The organism is Bradyrhizobium prioriisuperbiae, assembly GCF_032397745.1.
In the GTDB taxonomy this organism is placed as follows: Bacteria; Pseudomonadota; Alphaproteobacteria; order Rhizobiales; family Xanthobacteraceae; genus Bradyrhizobium_A; species Bradyrhizobium_A prioriisuperbiae.
The window spans coordinates 5,984,129-6,001,402 of the sequence record NZ_CP135921.1 but is presented as its reverse complement, the minus strand read 5'-3'; the positions used below and the strand labels follow the sequence as shown (position 1 = coordinate 6,001,402).

17 protein-coding genes are annotated in these 17,274 nt (G+C 63.6%); 3 read left to right on the top strand and 14 right to left on the bottom strand.

From position 1 onward, the window contains the following. Nucleotides 1-29: 29 nt before the first annotated feature. A complete protein-coding gene (locus tag RS897_RS28465) occupies nucleotides 30-725 on the bottom strand; it encodes a TetR/AcrR family transcriptional regulator (RefSeq protein WP_315832036.1) in 696 nt (231 codons plus the stop codon). Nucleotides 726-829: 104 nt separating this feature from the next. Between RS897_RS28465 and RS897_RS28460 the strand changes: the two genes are divergently transcribed. Further along, nucleotides 830-1,801 carry a catechol 2,3-dioxygenase gene (locus tag RS897_RS28460; protein ID WP_315832035.1) on the top strand — a complete coding sequence of 324 codons (972 nt, stop codon included), beginning with the start codon at nucleotides 830-832 and terminating at the stop codon, nucleotides 1,799-1,801. 153 nt (nucleotides 1,802-1,954) lie between these two features. Here the strand turns inward: RS897_RS28460 and RS897_RS28455 are convergent, their stop codons facing one another. The 9 genes from RS897_RS28455 to RS897_RS28415 all read right to left on the bottom strand — a co-directional run bounded on the left by RS897_RS28455 (nucleotide 1,955) and on the right by RS897_RS28415 (nucleotide 12,633). Further along, nucleotides 1,955-2,578, bottom strand: coding sequence for a GNAT family N-acetyltransferase (locus tag RS897_RS28455; protein ID WP_315832034.1), 624 nt, complete (start codon nucleotides 2,576-2,578; stop codon nucleotides 1,955-1,957). Further along, nucleotides 2,568-4,940 carry an Orn/Lys/Arg family decarboxylase gene (locus tag RS897_RS28450; protein ID WP_315832033.1) on the bottom strand — a complete coding sequence of 791 codons (2,373 nt, stop codon included), beginning with the start codon at nucleotides 4,938-4,940 and terminating at the stop codon, nucleotides 2,568-2,570. The genes RS897_RS28455 and RS897_RS28450 overlap by 11 nt, the downstream gene beginning before the upstream one ends. 125 nt (nucleotides 4,941-5,065) lie before the next feature. Then, nucleotides 5,066-6,376, bottom strand: a complete 1,311-nt coding sequence (locus RS897_RS28445; RefSeq protein ID WP_315838766.1) for an MFS transporter — start codon at nucleotides 6,374-6,376, stop codon at nucleotides 5,066-5,068. A gap of 115 nt (nucleotides 6,377-6,491) precedes the next feature. Continuing rightward, on the bottom strand, nucleotides 6,492-7,436 hold the full coding sequence (locus tag RS897_RS28440) for an ABC transporter substrate-binding protein (protein ID WP_315832032.1): 945 nt from the start codon (nucleotides 7,434-7,436) through the stop codon (nucleotides 6,492-6,494). Continuing rightward, entirely contained in the window at nucleotides 7,433-8,533 is a 1,101-nt protein-coding gene (locus RS897_RS28435) for an LLM class flavin-dependent oxidoreductase (RefSeq protein WP_315832031.1), read from the bottom strand. Before RS897_RS28435 ends, RS897_RS28440 begins: the two co-directional genes overlap by 4 nt. Before the next feature lie 33 nt (nucleotides 8,534-8,566). Beyond that, the gene (locus RS897_RS28430; RefSeq protein WP_315832030.1) at nucleotides 8,567-9,721 is read right to left on the bottom strand and encodes an acyl-CoA dehydrogenase family protein; all 1,155 of its coding nucleotides are present in this window, start codon (nucleotides 9,719-9,721) and stop codon (nucleotides 8,567-8,569) included. 17 nt (nucleotides 9,722-9,738) lie between these two features. Continuing rightward, nucleotides 9,739-10,524: an ABC transporter ATP-binding protein gene (locus RS897_RS28425; protein ID WP_315832029.1), complete on the bottom strand. Its 786-nt coding sequence runs from the start codon at nucleotides 10,522-10,524 to the stop codon at nucleotides 9,739-9,741. Next, nucleotides 10,518-11,561: an ABC transporter permease gene (locus tag RS897_RS28420; RefSeq protein WP_315832028.1), complete on the bottom strand. Its 1,044-nt coding sequence runs from the start codon at nucleotides 11,559-11,561 to the stop codon at nucleotides 10,518-10,520. Before RS897_RS28420 ends, RS897_RS28425 begins: the two co-directional genes overlap by 7 nt. Further along, a complete protein-coding gene (locus RS897_RS28415) occupies nucleotides 11,539-12,633 on the bottom strand; it encodes an ABC transporter substrate-binding protein (protein WP_315832027.1) in 1,095 nt (364 codons plus the stop codon). Before RS897_RS28415 ends, RS897_RS28420 begins: the two co-directional genes overlap by 23 nt. Nucleotides 12,634-13,065: 432 nt before the next feature. Here RS897_RS28415 and RS897_RS28410 point away from each other — a divergent pair, with 432 nt between their 5' ends. Continuing rightward, nucleotides 13,066-14,031, top strand: a complete 966-nt coding sequence (locus RS897_RS28410) for an ABC transporter substrate-binding protein (protein WP_315832026.1) — start codon at nucleotides 13,066-13,068, stop codon at nucleotides 14,029-14,031. Between the two features lie 37 nt (nucleotides 14,032-14,068). Here the strand turns inward: RS897_RS28410 and RS897_RS28405 are convergent, their stop codons facing one another. Then, nucleotides 14,069-14,260, bottom strand: a complete 192-nt coding sequence (locus RS897_RS28405; protein WP_315832025.1) for a hypothetical protein — start codon at nucleotides 14,258-14,260, stop codon at nucleotides 14,069-14,071. Between the two features lie 68 nt (nucleotides 14,261-14,328). Next, complete coding sequence (locus RS897_RS28400) at nucleotides 14,329-14,922, bottom strand: LysE family translocator (protein WP_315832024.1); 594 nt, start codon at nucleotides 14,920-14,922, stop codon at nucleotides 14,329-14,331. Between the two features lie 51 nt (nucleotides 14,923-14,973). Between RS897_RS28400 and RS897_RS28395 the strand changes: the two genes are divergently transcribed. After that, nucleotides 14,974-15,834 carry an AraC family transcriptional regulator gene (locus tag RS897_RS28395; protein ID WP_315832023.1) on the top strand — a complete coding sequence of 287 codons (861 nt, stop codon included), beginning with the start codon at nucleotides 14,974-14,976 and terminating at the stop codon, nucleotides 15,832-15,834. 12 nt (nucleotides 15,835-15,846) lie between these two features. Here RS897_RS28395 and RS897_RS28390 read toward each other — a convergent pair whose 3' ends face one another. Both RS897_RS28390 and RS897_RS28385 read right to left on the bottom strand, forming a co-directional pair. After that, nucleotides 15,847-16,740, bottom strand: a complete 894-nt coding sequence (locus RS897_RS28390; RefSeq protein WP_315832022.1) for a sigma-70 family RNA polymerase sigma factor — start codon at nucleotides 16,738-16,740, stop codon at nucleotides 15,847-15,849. A gap of 25 nt (nucleotides 16,741-16,765) precedes the next feature. Beyond that, nucleotides 16,766-17,077 (bottom strand): hypothetical protein, encoded by a 312-nt coding sequence (locus RS897_RS28385; RefSeq protein WP_315832021.1) that lies wholly within the window; start codon nucleotides 17,075-17,077, stop codon nucleotides 16,766-16,768. Between the last annotated feature and the right edge of the window lie 197 nt (nucleotides 17,078-17,274).

Below are 17,274 nucleotides of genomic sequence, written 5' to 3'. Positions count from 1 at the left end.
CGGAAAACGCGTGGGAGGTGACGGTGCCGTCACTCAGCCTTTGCTCTTTGCATTGCGCGGGATTTCGGAAGCTTGGGCTTGAGCTCCTCATCGACATCGTCTGCCTGCAGCGATGCAACGGTCGAGGCCACGAGCTGTTCGATGGCGTAAGCCACGTCGGAGCCATCGGCTTCGCCGCGCGACAGCCGCGTCACCCGCTCGGGCGTGATCAGGGTGTAATACAGCGCGCCCAGCAGGAACTGGAAACGCCAGATGATCGTGGTGCGCGGCACATGCGGCACACTTTGCTGGACGGCGGCGATGAACGCTTGCGTCGTATCGTCGAAAATTTCCGCAATGATGCGCCCCACCACTTCATTGCCTTCGGCGGACATCACCGCTCGCAGCCGCGTGAACCGCGCGCCGCCGCCGGCGAGATCGCTCCGCGAGGAGAACGCCGGCAGCACATAAGCGCGCACGATCGCCTCCAGCCGGTTCTGCGGATCACGGACCTGGTTGGCTGCGACCAATAACTCGATGCGGCGCTGGTTCATCGGCCCGCAGTGCCGCTTGTAGATTTCCAGCAGCAGGCCGTCCTTGCTCTTGAAGTGGTAGGTCACGCTGCCCGGATTGGCGCCAGCCTCCTGGGCGATGTCGCGGATCGACACGGCGGTGTAGCCGTTGGTCGAAAACAACAATTCCGCCGCGCTCAGGATCGCTTCCCGCATGTTCGGGTTCCGCGCCATGCAAATTTCCTCTCCAGATTGATTTGTACACTTGTACAAAAGATATGGTCTTGTCAATAATAAGCCACGCCCCTTTTATCCGAGGCCCCAAAAAGCGAGCGCGCATGACCTCCACCCCGCCTCCCGAGCCCATTCTCGATCTGGCCCATCTCGGCCACATGGAATTGCTGACACCGAAGCCGGATGAGAGCCTGAAGTTCTTTGTCGATGTGATGGGCATGACCGTCAGCGGCCGGCAGAACGAGTCGGTCTATCTGCGCGCCTGGGATGATTATGAGCGCTACACCCTCAAGCTCACTGCGTCGAAGACGTCCGGCATGGAGCACATGGCGTTTCGCGCGCGCAGCCCGCAGGCGCTGGAGCGCCGGGTGGCGGCGCTGAAGGGATCAGGCCACGACATCGGCTGGACCGATGGCGATCTCGGGCACGGCCCGTCGTTTCGCTGCCGCGATCCCGACGGCCACGTCGTCGAACTCTACTACGAGACCGAATGGTACCAGCCACCGCCGGACTTGAAGCCGGCGCTGAAAAACCAGGCGCAGCGCTTTCCCGCCCGCGGTGTCAATGTGCGCCGCCTCGACCACCTCAACTGCCTGGCCGTCGACATCAAGGCCAATCGCCTGTTCTTCGAAAATTATCTCGGCTGCCGGCTGACCGAGCAGATCGTGCTGAACGACGGCACCGAAGCCGGCATGTGGCTGACGGTCTCGAACAAGACCTATGACTTTGCCTACACCCGCGACCATTCCGGCACGCCGGGGCGCTTCCACCACGTCACCTATGCGCTCGACAGCCGCGAGGAGATCCTGCGCGCCGCCGACATCTTCCTGGAGAACGGCATCCACATCGAGACGGGGCCGCACAAGCACGCGGTGCAGCAGACGTTCTTTCTCTATGTCTATGAACCCGGCGGCAATCGCGTCGAGGTCGCCAATGCCGGCGCACGGCTGATCCTGGCACCGGACTGGAAGCCGATCGTGTGGACGGAAGAAGAGCGCAAGAAAGGCCAGGCCTGGGGACTCAAGACCATCGAGTCCTTCCACACCCACGGGACGCCACCGGTGGAAGGCCACTGAGGATCGGATGCGTTTCTCTCTTTCGTCGCCACCGGACTTGTTCCGGTGGCCCCGATAAGGAGAGCACTGCGTCCCTAAGCGAGATGGCCGCGACAAGCGCGGCCATGACGAAGAAAAAAGCCGACACAAACGTCGGGATACGCTCCGGTAAAGTTAGGTGTCCCCCGCCCCGGGCGGATGCAACTGAACCACCGCTTCGGGTAACGTGGAGTCTCCCGCGCCGAGCGAGCGCTGCATCATCACCGTGTCGGCCCAGCGCCCGAACTTGTAACCGATCGCCGGCAGGTAACCGACCTGCCGGAAGCCGCAGCTTTCATGCAGGCGAATGGACGCGGTGTTGACGCCATCGATATAGCCGATCAACTGCCGGTAGCCCGCAGCAGCGCAGGCATCGACCAGCGCCGGCAGCAGCGCGCGTCCGACACCGTGGCGCAGATGATCGTGATGCACATAGATCGAATGCTTGGCCGTGTAGCGATACGCCGGGCGTTTGCGGAATAGCACGGCATAGGCATAACCCACCACCGCGCCATCGATCTCGGCCACGATATGCGGCAGCCGGCGGCTGCGCATGTTCTTGCGCCGCTGCTTCAGGTCGTCCGGATGTGGCATCTCCGCAACCTGGAAGGCGCCGGGCTCGACGCCGTGACGGACATGATAGCGGTAGATCGCCAGCATCGCATCGACATCATCGTCGCGGGAGGGACGGATGACGATCTGAGGCAGCGGATGCACGGTGGACGCATCATGGAGGTCAAGGCTCGGTTCAGCGGCCATCACTGGTCTCACGAACGACGTAGGTATGAAAGCGGATTGTACCGCCGGCCTCGACTTCGCGGTAGATGCCCTGGATTTCCGCGCCGAACCCGGGAAACAGGTTCTCGGCGCGCTCGAAGGCCTTGAGGTAGGCAATCATGGGAGTGGCGCGTTCGGTCAAACGTTCCCCCGGGACGATGGTCGCGATGCCCGGTGGATAGACCACGAACAGCGTTGTCGCGATCCGTCCCGCGATCTGGTCGATCGGCAGGTAGTCGACATTGTTGCGCGTCAGATGGCGCGCCGCTTCCTGCGGCGTCATTGCCGGTTCGGGGAGATGCTCGCTGCGGAATTGCGCCTGCTGCAGCTCGCTGACATTCGCCGAGCTATAGAAATCATGCATGTCCGCACAGAGATCGCGCAACCGGACGCCACGATAGCGCGCAGGCCGGCGCCGGACGAACTCGGGCATCACATCTTCGAGCAATGCATTGGCGTCGTGCTGCCGCTTGAACGCCACCAGCGAACTCACCAGCGTACCGGCCTTGCTGGATTCGACGCCCGGCGTGAGCAGGAACAGCAGCGAGTTGAGATCGTTCTTTTCGCACACCACGCGATTTTCGCGCAGATACTGCGCGACCACCGGCGCGGGAATGCCGTGCTGTTCATATTCCCCCGTGGTCCGGTCCAGCCCGGGCGTCAGCAAGGTCAGCTTGTTGGGATCGGTGATGGCGAGACCCGGTGCCAGCCGTCCGAAGCCGTGCCATTTTTCATCCGGCAGAAACTCCCAGAAGCGCGCGTTGCTGGCAAGCTGGTCGGTCGACAGACTCTCCCACGGCACGTTGTGAGCGCCACCTTCCCGCGCCACGTCGGGAAGCGCGACCCGATCGGGCACGAAGGGATCGAAGAACCAGCGGCGGGCGGGATCGGCTTCCTTCTCGTCGAATTCGCGGCGGATCGCGCGCAGTTTCTTGCGCAGCTCAATGCCGAGCCGGATGGTGTCATCCCACAGCACTTCGCCCGAACGCCCCTTCATCATCTGTGCGCCGACATCCAGCGATGCGAACAGCGGATAGAATGGCGAGGTCGAGGCGTGCTGCAGGAAACTCTCGTTGAACCGCCGATGCTCGACGCGCCGGCGCTGCCCCTTGATATGACGATCCTTGATATGAATCTGGGAGGCCTGCGAAAAACTCGCGAGCTGCTTGTGGGTCGACTGGGTGGCAATGATGCCGGGCGAATTTTCGCTGAGACCACGCAATCCCATGGCGAAGCGTTCGGCATAGATCGGGTGGAATTTCATGAAGCCGGCCCAGGCTTCGTCGAACAGGATGTAGTCGCAGAGATGCCCGATCCGCTCCAGGATGCTCTGGGCATTATAGATGGTGCCGTCGTAGGTGCACTGCTCGATGACGGCGACACGGAACGGGCGTTCGCGTTTCCAGGCCTCGGGATCCTTGACCAGCGGATTGGCCTTGATCGCCTCGCGAATGCGGGTCTCGTCGAACGCATCGGGCGTGATCGGCCCGATCAACCCGAAGGCATTACGCTCTGTCGGCAGATACACTGGCGTGCCGCCGCCGAGCAGTAACGCACCGTGATGGGCGGCCTTGTGGTTGTTGCGGTCGAACAGCACGAGATCGCCTTCGGCCACGAGTGCGGAGAGCACGATCTTGTTGGAGGCTGACGTGCCATTGAGGACGAAATACGTTTTCTCGGCGCCGAAGATGGCGGCGGCTTCCTTCTGCGCCTGCAGCGCCGGCCCTTCATGGACCAGCAGGTCGCCGAGCTCGAGCACGGAATTGTCGAGGTCGTCGCGGAACACCGCTTCGCCGAGATGCTCCATGAAGATGCGGCCGATCGGGCTGCGGCTGTAGAAGATGCCGCCATTGTGCCCCGGGCAGGTCCAGAGCTGGTTGCCCTCCTCGGCATAGTCGGTCAGGGCACCGAAAAACGGCGTCTTCAATGTCTCGGCATATTGCTTCAGCCGGCTGACCAGATTCTTGGCGATGAATTCCGGGGTCTCCTCGGCCAGGAAAATATAACCGTCGATGAAATCCAGCACCTCGACGGGGATATCCTCGAACCGCTTGCGCCGCACCAGCAGCACGATCGGCATTTCCAGCCCGCGGCGCCGCATCAGGTTGATCAGGGACGCGGTCTTGCCCTCCAGTCCCTTCTTGCCCCAATCGACCACCATGCAGCCGATGGCGGCGTCGGTCTGAACCGAGATTTCCGCATCCTCGGTGCGTCGCGCCTTGACGACCTGAAACCCCATCTGTTCGATCGCCGCCATGATCTGCTGAAGGCGCAGGCCTTCAAGATCATCGGCGTCGAACACCGGAGCCGAAAAGAGGAACGTAAAGCGCTGAAAGTAATTCATGTTTCTGTCACCAACCCCGTCTGTTGGCGGCGACCTTTCAGGACTTTGATGACAGTGATGTGACAGAAACCGGCCTGCCTTGTGGACGATGTTCCGGCAGCCGCCGCATCCCGCATTTGCCTGAATCAGGCGCGACCTGCCCGCCCTGGCACAAGCCGCACTCCCCGTGGAGCCGCCATCCAGATCGCAACAGCAGAGACGAGGCAGCAGCCGATGATCAGCAGAAACGCAAGCCGGTAGCTACCGGTCACGTCGTGGATCACGCCGGCCATCCAGGGCCCGACGGCACCGCCGCCGATCAGTGCAATGGTGATGGTGCCGAAGATCGAGCCGAAGTGCGGCCCCTCGAAGATTTCGGCGACAATCGGCCCCATCACCGATGTCAGCGCGTAGCCGAGGAAGCCCTGGGTGAACACCATCGTATAAAGCAGCACATTCGACTGCGCCTGCTCGAGCCCGAGCAGCGCCGCATACGACATGGCAAACCCGAGGCAGCCCGCCGCCCACACCCACTCCCGGCCGATGCGATCCGACAAGGCGCCAAGCAGAATCTGTCCGGGGATTGCAGTGATGGCGACGGCGCCAAGCGCCCAGGCGGCAACCACCGGCGAGAAGCCCACCTCGATGAGATACTTGGTCTGGTGCACCTGCACCGCGTACCAGGCGATCAGCGCCAGGAAATAGCCGAGTGTAATCCACCAGAACCGCGAAGTGCGTAACGCACGAGCGAGCGTCCACTCGGTCGCAGCCCACGCCGGATCCACCACCGCCGCGGCGCTGCGCGTTGCCGCCGCCTCCGGTGACACTGTGTCTCCGTCCGGACGCTGGCCGACATCGGCCGGGCTTTTGCGAACAAACAGGGTCAGCGGCGCGATCACCAGCACAACGACAAGCCCCATCGCCACGCACGAGGCTCGCCAGCCATCGGTCAGAATGATCCGCTGCAGCCATGGCAGCAGCACGATGGCGCCGACACCGGCGCCCGCGAATGCCACGCTGATGGCAAGGCCGCGCCGGCGCACGAACCAGTTCGGCAGGAATTGCGAATGCACCGTATAAGTCATCATGTTGGCGCCGCCGCCGACGGCAACACCGAGCGTGGCGTAAAGATGCCAGGGCGACGCCACCCAGGGCGCGAGCAGCAGGCCGCAGGCCATCAGCACAACCCCGATCAGGATCACGAACCGCGGCCCACGGGCATCCATGGCGCGGCCGACCACCGGGCTCACCACCGCGGAGACCAGAAACCCGAACGAGAAAGCGCCCGCCGCCACGCCGCGATCCCATTTGAACTCGTCGATCAGCGGCGGCAGCAGCAATGAAAAAGCCGTCCGCGCTGTGACGCCGACAGCCATGGTCACGAAGGCGATGCCGACGATCAGCCAGCCATAATAGAATGGCAGCCGCGACGACCAATGCTGCGATGGTTCTTCCATGGTGGGATTGATTCCAGACGCCGACCGACCCAGTTCCGGATCGACATCATCATGGAATCGCATCTGTCCATCAAGACCACGCATCAGCCGACACAGCGCCGTCGGCCCCAAAGCCTCAGCCGCCCGCCCCCTTTGTGATCGCGTCCGCGAACGAGCGGTCGACGATGTCGGCGGCGTAGAGCTTCTGCTTGATCAGCCCGGCACGGTGGTAGAGATCGATGGTTTGCTGCTCGCCGGCAACGACGCTGTCGTCGACCGGTGCCACCCGGATCCTGGCGCGACGCAGCCAGTTCAGCGCCACCTCGGGCGGAATGTTCATCAGCTTGCCCCAGGTCTGCGCGTAACCTTCCACGTTCGACTGTGACCACACCCGCGCCGCCGCCTGCCGCCGCAGGAAGTCTTCCAGTTGCGGCCGCTTCTCGCTGATCGCATCCGGCCGCGCCACCACGAAACTGAGGCCGGGCGTCAGGCCTTCCGCCGTGATTACGCGGCGCGAGGCGAACAGCACCTCTTCCTGACTGACATAGGGTTCCCAGGTCGACCACGCGTCAACCGATCCGCGCGTATAAGCGACCTTGGCATCCGACGGCGCGAGAAACACGATCTGCACATCGTCCACCGACAACGCCTTGGATTCGAGCGCAGCCAGAATCAGCTGATGGCCGATCGAACCGCGGCCGGTCGCGATCTTCTTGCCCTTGAGGTCGTCGAAACTATTGATGGGAGAATCTTTGGGCACCAGGATCGCCAGTCCTTCCTGCGACTGGCGGATGGCACCGATCGCCTTGACCGGGATATTGGCGGCAGCTGCGAACGTGAACGGCGCATCGCCGACCAGGCCGGCCTCGATCGCGCCGGCGCCGAGCGCCTCCAGCAGCGGCGCGGCGGCGGGAAACTCCTTCCACTCGATCTTGTAGGGAACATCCTTGAGCACGCCGGCCGCTTCCATCACGGCTTGGGCGTTGCCTTTCTGGTCGCCGACGCGCAGCGTCACTTGCGCGGCGGCGGAGACGGTGGCGGCAACAAGCAGCGATGCCGCGAGCGCAACAAGGCGGATCATTCGGCGGCCACTCCCCGCGCCGACTGGCGCTCGGCAATGAGCTTGCGTGTCAGCGGGATCAGTTCGCGGCCGTACTCAATCGCGTCCACCAGCGGATCGAAGCCGCGGATCAGGAAATGGCTGACGCCGAGATCGTAGTAATCGGCGAACACCTCCGCGACCTGCGCCGGCGTGCCGACCAGCGCGGTGGTGTTGCTGTTGGCGCCGGTGAGTTTTGCGATCTCGGTCCACAGCCGCTTGTCGATCCGCGTACCCTGGTCGGCCAGTGCCAGCAACCGCTTGGCGCCCTCGGTGGCGTGGCCATCCGCCGGGCGGCGGTAACCGGTCTTGTCCTGCAGCGCCGTGGCGCGTGCCAGAATTTCGTCCGCCTTGGCCCAGGCCTTCTCTTCGGTGTCGGCCAGGATCGGCCGGATCGACAGGCTGAAGCGCGGCGCCGGGCGGCCGTGCTTGGCGGCGGCGGCGCGCACGCGCGACGTCACATCGCGCACCTGGGCGTAGGATTCGCCCCACAGCGCGAACGTATCGGCGTGTTTGCCCGCCACTTCGATCGCGGCGTCAGAACCGCCGCCGACAAACACGGGAATGCCCTCGGGACGGTACGGCTTGATCTGTGAAAAGCCGTTCGTGACCTGATAGTATTTTCCGCTGTAGTTGAACGGCTTGTCGCTGCTCCATTCGGAGCGCACCAGATCGAGGAATTCGTCGGTCCGGGCGTAACGCTCGTCCTTGTCGTCGATGGTGTTGCCGTCCTGCTTCAGCTCGGTGGCATTGCCGCCGGTGATGACATGCAGCGCGACACGGCCGTGCCAGAGCTGGTCGATGGTCGCCAGTTGCCGCGCCAGCAGGGTCGGCGCGGTGAAGCCGGGTCGCTGCGCGATCAGCACCTTGAGCTTTTCGGTGACGCTGAGCACATGCTGGCCGACTTGTAGTGCATCGGGAATGGTCGAGTGAAACGCCAGCAGCGCCCGGTCGAACCCGGAGTTCTCATGGATCTTCGCCACCGTCTCGATGTGATGACGGTCGAGGACGGGGCCCTCGCGAACGATGGTCTCCGACGCATTGCTGTTGGTGATGAACCCGATGAATTCCACTGACATGTGACGGCTCCGTCTGAAAATAGGATTGATGGCTTAAAGGCCGAGCGCGAGGCGCCCTGCCGTGATCCGGGTGGCATCGTCCTGCGGCGTGTGCACCCGGCCGCACAGCACGTCGCGATAATGCCGCTCCAAGGGGTTGGTTCGGCTCAGGCCATGGTTACTGGTGAGCGAGAGGGCGCCTTCCACAGCGGCCACCGCATTGTTGGTCACGGTCAGCTTGACGATATTGGCCTCCGACGCGGTCAAGGCACGCCCCTGATCATAATCGTCGGCAAAACTGGCGATCAGCCGCGCGTTGACGGCGAGCCGCGCCTCGATGCCGCCGAGGATTTCCTGCGCCCGCGGCAGTGTCGCCAGCGGCGCACCGAGACTGGCGGGCGTCCTGGTTTTCAGGAAACCGACCAGCCAGTCCCGCGCCGCCTGGGCGACGCCGTCATAAACAGCGGCCACCAGAATCGCGTTGATCGCAATCTGCGCATTATCCGGCGCCAGCCATTGCGCCGGCGCGCGCACGTCAACCTCGTGGTCGAGCGGAAACAGCACGTCGTCGAACACCACGTCATGGCTGCCGCTGGCCCGCAGCCCGAGATGATCCCAGGTCTCGATGATGCGCGTGCCGGGCAAACCGGCCGGCACCAGGAACATGCCGACACGAACGTCCGGTTCGTCGGTGCTGGCCCAGACCGCATACCATTTCAGGATCGGCGCTCCGGTCGAATAAATCTTGCGGCCGGTGATCCGCCATCCGTCCGGTGTGCGCCTGGCTGTGGTTGCCGGCAGGCCGCCACGTGAGGGCGATCCCAGATCGGGCTCCACCCGCAATGCGTTGATCAGCGCCACGCCATCGAGGGTTTCGCGCTGGAGCAGGCCAGCCAGATGCGCCGGCCAGCGACGGCCCGTCTCGCCACTTTTGGCGATAGTCAGATGATGGATGTAGTGCATCGACAGCACCAGCGCGGTCGACGGATCGGCCTTGCCGAAGATGTTGATGACACGCGCGGCCTCCCGCGCACCCGCTCCGCTGCCGCCCTGCGCGGCCGGCACAGTCAGGGCCAGCAGCCCTGTGTCGGCGAGCTCGCTGAAATTCTCGAACGGAAAACTCGCGTCACGATCATGCTGCGCCGCGCGCGCGGCAAAACCCGGCGCGAGCAGATTGGCCTTGTCGAAAATCGTGGGGGTCGCGTCCATCTCTCTTCGCCTTAGGTCTACCAGGTGGCATCGAGCCCAAGCAGGCCGAGAATTTCGCGCCGCAGCTCCGTGAGGCGCGCATCGCCGCGATGACGCGGATACGGACGGTCGACCTGGATGTCGGCCTTGATCCGCGCCGGACGATCGCTGAACACAATGACACGGTTGGCGAGAAACAGCGCCTCCTCCACGTCATGGGTGACCAGCAAAGCGGTAAACCCGCTGCGCTGCCACAACGACACCAGTTCCGACTGCATGGTGATCCGCGTCAGCGAGTCGAGCTTGCCAAGCGGCTCATCGAGCACGAGAATCTTCGGATCATTGACCAGCGCCCGGGCCAGCGCGACGCGCTGCGCCATGCCGCCAGAAAGCTGGTGTGGATAGGCATCGCGGAACCCGGACAACCCCACCAGTTCGAGGGCGGCATCGACCCGGCTTTTTTGGGTGCGCAGGATGCCCTGTGCCTCCAGGCCGAGCGCGACATTGTTCCAGACGGTTCGCCAGGGAAACAGCGTCGGATCCTGGAACACCACGACGCGTGACGGCCAGGGCCCGGTGATCAGGTCGCCGTCCTCACGAACGACACCGGATCGCGGCGGCTCGAGCCCCGCGACCAGACGCAGCAGGGTCGACTTTCCGCAGCCGGACGGCCCGAGCAACGCCACGAACTCTCCGGGAGCGACGTTGAAGCTGACATCGTCGAGCACCGGCAGCACGCGGCCGTCGATATCGAACTGATGACTGACGTGATCGACGTCGAGCGCGGCTCCCGCCGGCGGCAGCCTGGTCGCAAGCGCTACCATTTCACAACACCCTTCTGCCAAACCAGCGCCCGATCGCGCACCCTGAACAACAGCGTGATCGCGCCGGAGCACAACAGCGACATCACAATCAGCGCGGCATACATGTTGGCATAGGCGGCCCAGCCCTGGGCCCACTGCAGATACCAGCCGAGCCCCGCTTTAACGCCGATCATCTCAGCCACCACCAGCACGGCGAACGACGATCCCAGTCCCATGAAAAGGCCAACGAACACGTGCGGCAGCGCTGCCGGGATCGCCACCTTGAGCACCAGGAACGATGGCTTGGCCCCCAGCGTGCGCGCCACGTCGTAATAGGCGTTGCTGACACTCGCCACGCCCGACCAGGTCAGCACCGTGACCGGAAAACCAGTCGCGAGCGCGATCAGGAAGGTGCTGGCGCTCCAGCTCGACGGAAACGTGAAGAATGCAATCGGCAGCCATGCGGTCGCCGGCAGCGGACCGATGAAGCGTAACACCGGATGCACCCAATAGCCGATGCTGCGCGACCAGCCGATCGAGACACCGGTGAGGAAACCGACGGTGGCGCCGATGACATAGCCGCCGAGCTGCAATTTGACCGACGCCCAGACGCTGTCCAGCAGCTTGGGCAGATCGTCGGTATACACCTCGATAATCGCCTGCGGCGGCGGGAAGAACGGCAGCGGCAGCCAGGCCAGTTTTGCCGTCGCGATCTCCCATATCGTCAGGGCGATACCCAAAACCAGAAACCAAGGTGCGCGCTGCTGCACGACCGCACCGACCCGCCCCAGCCATTTGCCCCCAGCAGCCACGACCGCAAGCCCCGCGGCGATCACGAACGCCGTGATGGCCAGTTCATGGGTCCGGGACCAGTCGCCGAGATCGTCCCGCCAGAGGCAGGAAAATCCAAAAGCAAACCATGCCGCCCCGGCTGCGAAGCTGATGGCGGCCGGCCATATCAGCCGCAAGGCCGCCTGAAGCCGCGAAACGACGACGCCGTCGCGGCCAGTCCGCGGGGCGCTATACGGACCGGCGTCAGACGCCGAAAACGTCGACATAGATCTTCTCCGCGAATTTCGCCGTGTCGGTCGAAGCCTTGAACACGGACACGCTCTTCAAATCGTCCGCATAGGCCTTCAGTTCCCGCTTCAGCACTTCCCCGACCGGATGATGGTGATGGGTGTGATAACGCACCATGCATTCGAGATCGGCGAGGCTGGCGTTCTTGGGCGCGTAAGGCTGGAAGGATTTCGCCGCCTTTTCCGGATTCTGCGAGGTGAACATCGCAGCATCCAGCAGTGCCTGGGTGATGGCACGCGCCGTCTGCGGCTCTTCGCGGATCAGGCTGCCGCGCAGGCCGACGATGCAGCAGGTCTTGTCCTTGTAGTCGCCGTCCAGATTGGAGGCGACTTCCTTATAGGCGGTGTTCTTCAGCCACAGATAAGCGAGGGGATCGGAGGCGAGGAACGCCTGCACCTCGCCCTTGTCGACCGCTAGCTGCAGCAGATTTCCGGGAAACGGACGCCAATCGACATCCTTATTGGGATCGATCCCCTGCTTGGCGAGCTGGATCGAGAAAAAATTCTTGTCAGGCCCGGCGAGATCGCCGACGCCGACCACCTTGCCCTTGAGGTCGGCGAGCTTGTCGACACCGGAATTGGTGCGCGTCAGCACCCGCATGCAACCGCCATGGGTGCCGGCCGCGATCTTGACATCAAATCCCTGCTCCAGCGGCTTCAGCCAGCGCAACGCCATGCCGAGACCGGCATCGGATTTTCCGGTGGCGATCGCCTCCAGCAACTGGTCGGTCGAGCCGCTGTAATTGACGAGTTCGACATCGAGATTGTGTTTCTGGAAAAAGCCGTTGTCGATGGCGACCGGCAGCGGCGCGAGACAGACGGCGCCCGCGTTCCATGACAGCTTCAGCTTGCGCGGCGCGCCCGTCAGCGCCGGCGCATCGGACGCCGTCTTGCAAATGGGAAATTCCGAGAAATCGATGTTTGCCGGAGCCGACCTTCCGGGGAAGGCCTGCGCGCCAAATACACCGATTGGTGCAGCGAAGGCCGCGGCTGCGGCTCCCTGCAGCAGCGCCCGCCGATGAATGAGGCTGCCGTTGTCCCGCTTGTCCATGCTCGATCTCCTCAACAGCGCACAGAAACCCGCTCGCGCAAGCGTCATCGCCTACGCGTCGAGCCGATACGGCGCCGACACCCCAATGATTTTTAATCCGATCGTGGCGAGCAGATCATGAGAAGGGTTGCAGCCCGCTTCCGGCTCGCGATCGATCAAATCATGCCGGTGATGATGGTCAGCACCCGGTTCATCGTCAATGAAATGGAATTTTGAATGTGAAATGCACGGGAGACATTCTCTCCACGGCAACGCTGGTCAGGAGGTAACGATTTCGCAGCACGGCAACTATTCCGCCAAGTCGCGGTTTTCGAGACGATCCTTGCCTATACATCAAAATCTTCAGCGGACCATTTCATTGACCACAGGCCACTCCTCCATACGAATACGCATCGACGTCATGCAAGACGGATTGCCTGGAAGGACCTATCAATGAGATTTGCTGAAACTGGCTTCACACGACGCACGATTGCCGCTTTTGCGCTCACGCTTGCGTTTGCAACGTCGGCTTCCGCGGCGGACCAGGTGACGCTGCGGGTCGGCGACCAAAAAGGCGGCAACCGGTCGCTACTGGAGATCTCGGGCCTCGCCAAGGACCTGCCCTACAAGATCGAATGGTCGGAATTCCCGGCGGCCGCGCCCATCCTGGAAGCCCTCAACGCCGGCGCGCTCGATGTCGGCTACACCGGCGATCTCTCGTTCCTGACGGTCTATGCGGCCGGCGCGCCGATCAAGGCGATTGGCGGCACCCGCTCCGACGCGCGCACCCAGGCGATCCTGGTGCGCAACGATTCACCGATCAAAGCCGCCGCCGATCTCAAGGGCAAAAAGCTGGCCGGCACGCGCGGCGGCTGGGGTCAGTTCCTGATCTCAGCGACACTGGAAAAGGCCGGTTACAAGATCGAGGACGCCACCTTCGCGCCGCTCGGCCCGGTGGATGCCAAGATCGCACTGGTTGCCGGATCGATCGACGGCTGGGCGGTGTGGGAGCCGTACGTTTCCTTCGCCGTACTCAAGGATAATGCCCGCGTCGTGGCCGACGGCCAAGGGCTGACCCCGACCATCACCTTCATCGTTGCGTCCGACAGCGCCATTGCGACCAAGCGCGCGGCCGTCGCCGATTTCCTGCAGCGGCTCGACAAGGCGCGGCTGTGGTCGCTCGACCATATCGCCGAGTATGCGAAGAACACGTCGGAGCTGACGAAACTGCCCGAGGACGTGCTGGCCCGCGCCTACACGGCGCAACGCACCAGCCCAATCGTCATCGACGACGCCGTGGTGCGGGAGTTCCAGGCCGCGTCGGACCGCGCCACCCGCTATGGCATCGTCAGTAAGCAAGTCGACGTGAGCAAGTCCGTCGACCGCAGCTTCACCGCGGGCGCTGCCGGTTCGAATTAAGGGGATCAGCGGCCGGTCTTATCCTGGCCTCGCCCTCTCAGCGAGGCTCGGGCCGCGACGCGACATCCCTGATCTGGTCCGGCGTTTCCTTGACGCAGAGACGATGGTCATGGACGAAATGCAGCGTGGTGCTGTGTCCACCACGCTTGTAATACAGCACGGCGTCGAGATTGACGTCGACCGGATGCTCGCCGTCATCGCACAGCGTCAGCCGCTTGAACTGGACCATCGTTGTCCTCCCATTATGACTTCGATGAGTCGTCATCATGTCATACCAGGAGCACTCCGTCTTGCGCCCTAAAGCAGCAGCCCGACGCCGACCGATGCAATCAAGAGAACTGCGAAGACCACATTGATGACGCGGTTGCTGCGGGGATTGCGAAAGGCACGCGTCAGCGCTGCGCCGGAACAAAGCCAGGCCACATTGACCGCGGCGATCAGCAGCGACAGCACGCCTACCTTCATCGCGGCATCCAGCGCAAGGCGCTCATGGACCAGCACGAAGCCGGAGAACAACGCCGCCATGGCGGCGTATCCCTTCGGATTGATCAGTGACAGCAGCACGCCCGCGGTGAACGATGGCTGGCGATCGGTGTCGGGCCGCCCGGTCAGTGGCGGCGCCGTGGCGATGCGATAAGCGAGATAGACGAAATACCCTGCCGCCAGGGTGGCCACCACGGGCGTCGCACCCGGCAGCGCCAGCACGACGCCCATGACACCGGTGGCGACAATCCCCATCACGGCCATCATGCCGCCGATGATCCCGGCCATGTAGCCGAGGCCACGACGGGCGCCGAATGCGGCACCGGTCGCCGCAAGACTCAGTGTGGCCGGACCGGGACTTCCGACCAGCGCAAGAGCGGCCAGAACGAAGCCGAGCCAACCATCCACCGCACTCTCCATCGGATCGCGTTTCTGTTATGAATATCCATGACGACTTTTATGAACGACAGCGCAAAGGGGCGTCTTGAACGATCGTGGGGTCCTGGCGCCGACTGGATCCGGAGCGCACCCCCGGCGGAGGGCCTGGAGCGCTTCGAGGCTTTCTTTGCTGGAGCCGCGTTCGGTCCGCATCGCCATGACACCTATGCGATAGGTATTACGCTCCACGGCGTGCAGTCGTTCCGCTACCGCGGCGCGGCACAACACAGCATGCCCGGCCAGGTGCTGGTGCTGCACCCGGATGAGGTCCATGACGGCCGCGCCGGCAGCGACGCCGGCTTTCGTTACCGAATGCTCTATATCGAGCCCAGCGCCATCCACGAGGCGCTCAACGAGACGCGCAGTCCCCTGCCCTTTGTGCGCGACGCCGTCTCGACCGACCGGCGCATCGCAGCCGCAATCCTGCCTGCGCTCGATGATCTTGATCTGCCGCTGGAGGAGTTGCAGCGCGACCAGATCGTCGCCGCATTGGCGGACGCGCTCGCCTCGGCCGATCCGTCGATCGCGCGGCGCAGAGTCTCGGCGCGGCACTGGCGGGCAGTCAACGTGGCGCGCGCGGTGCTGGATGATCATGCGGGGGCAATGGTGACATCGGCCGACCTGGAAGCGGCCACCGGGCTGTCGCGGTACGAACTGGCGCGGCATTTCCGCGCCTGCCTCGGCACCAGCCCGTACCGTTATCTGGTCTTGCGCCGCCTCGACCGGGCGCGTTCGCTGATCCGCCAGGGTAAATCACTTGCCGATACGGCCGTCACCTGCGGCTTCGCCGACCAAAGCCACATGACTCGCCATTTCACCAAAGCCTACGGCCTGTCGCCGGGACGATGGGCGGCGATGACGGCGCAAGATGCCGCGGCCTGACAGCTCAGCCGGTCAACCACCGAGTTCGATGTCTGCCATCGCGTAACGCGCATAGTGAAAATCGCGGATATGCGCGATCCGGCCTTCGCGCCACTCCAGCACCACGATGTAGATCGGCCCCTGGGCCGGCTTGTCCGTCTCGAACACAAGAAGCGCCAGCCGGCCATCAGCCATCCCGACCGCAACACGCAGGTCGACCAGGCGTGCATAGTTCTCGAAATAGCGCGAGACGTCCTTGCGCCCCTGCAACCGGCTCTTGCCGAGCAGATCAAGCCGGACATCGTCGGCCAGGAGGTCGCGCAGCGCATCGAAATCCCGCGCATTGAAACGATCGACATAAGCGGCGAGCCGTCCGCGCTCGGCCTCGTCGAGCACCGACGGAGCACGGCCATCGGGCGTCTGCGCCAGTTCGCGCAGCCGCAGCCGGCCCTTGTGCAGCGCCGCCTTGACCGCGGGAATGGTAAGCCCGGAGAGATCGGCAATCTCCTGCAGCGAATGCCCGAGCACGTCCATCAGGATGACGCAACTGCGATGGGCCGGCGGCAACTGCATGAACGTGCGCAGGCTGGTGGCCGCAATCTCATGTTCGCTCATCACCGACGCGGGATCGGCTACCATGTCGGGATCGCTGTCGGCATACAGCGCGCTCTGCCGGCCGCGGCGGCGCAGATAATCCAGCGTGGTGTTGTGGATGATCCGGAACATCCAGCCCTCCACATTGACGATGGTCCCCGCCACCGAGAACGCTTCGATCGCCTTCAGCATGGCGTCCTGCACCACGTCTTCACCATCGATCGCAGAGCCGGTCATGCGCGCGGTATAACGATGCAGTTTCGGACGCAGCTCGCCCAGCACCCGGTTGAAGACGTCACGGGCGTTTGCGTCGGTGGAGGACAACATGCTCATGCGCCGCGCCACCGCCCTGTGCAGCTCATGGGTTTCGTCCTTCGCCGATCATTCTGTAGTTGCCCACGATCACCGCTTCGCCGGATTGCGGCGGCTCCAGACAGCGCTCCTGAATTCCGCTCAGGAAAGCCTGGAATGCATTGAGTTCCCGCAGCGGATCGGTGCCGTCATCGCGTTCCACCACATGGATGAACGTATCATCCGGCAGCCTCAGCGCCGCATAACGCAAGCCGCCGGGGGATCGTGCGCCCAGTTCGAGGAACACGTTCTGGATCAAGCGTTCGTTCTCCGCAGCTTTCTCTGGCTTGGTCTTATAGCGCACAATCATCCGTTTCATCAGTGATCTCCTCGGCTGGGCCTTTCCCACCGCTCTCACCCCCAAGACGTTCGGGCTGACCGGAAGGATTCCAGCTCCGATGAAAAATTTTCCGGAGTCTTTTATGGCCGGCCGTTCGTCTTGGTCATCGACGGCCGGCGCCTGCGATCCAAGAAACGTCGAAGAACCGCCGGTCCCCGCTTCAACCGAGGACCCAC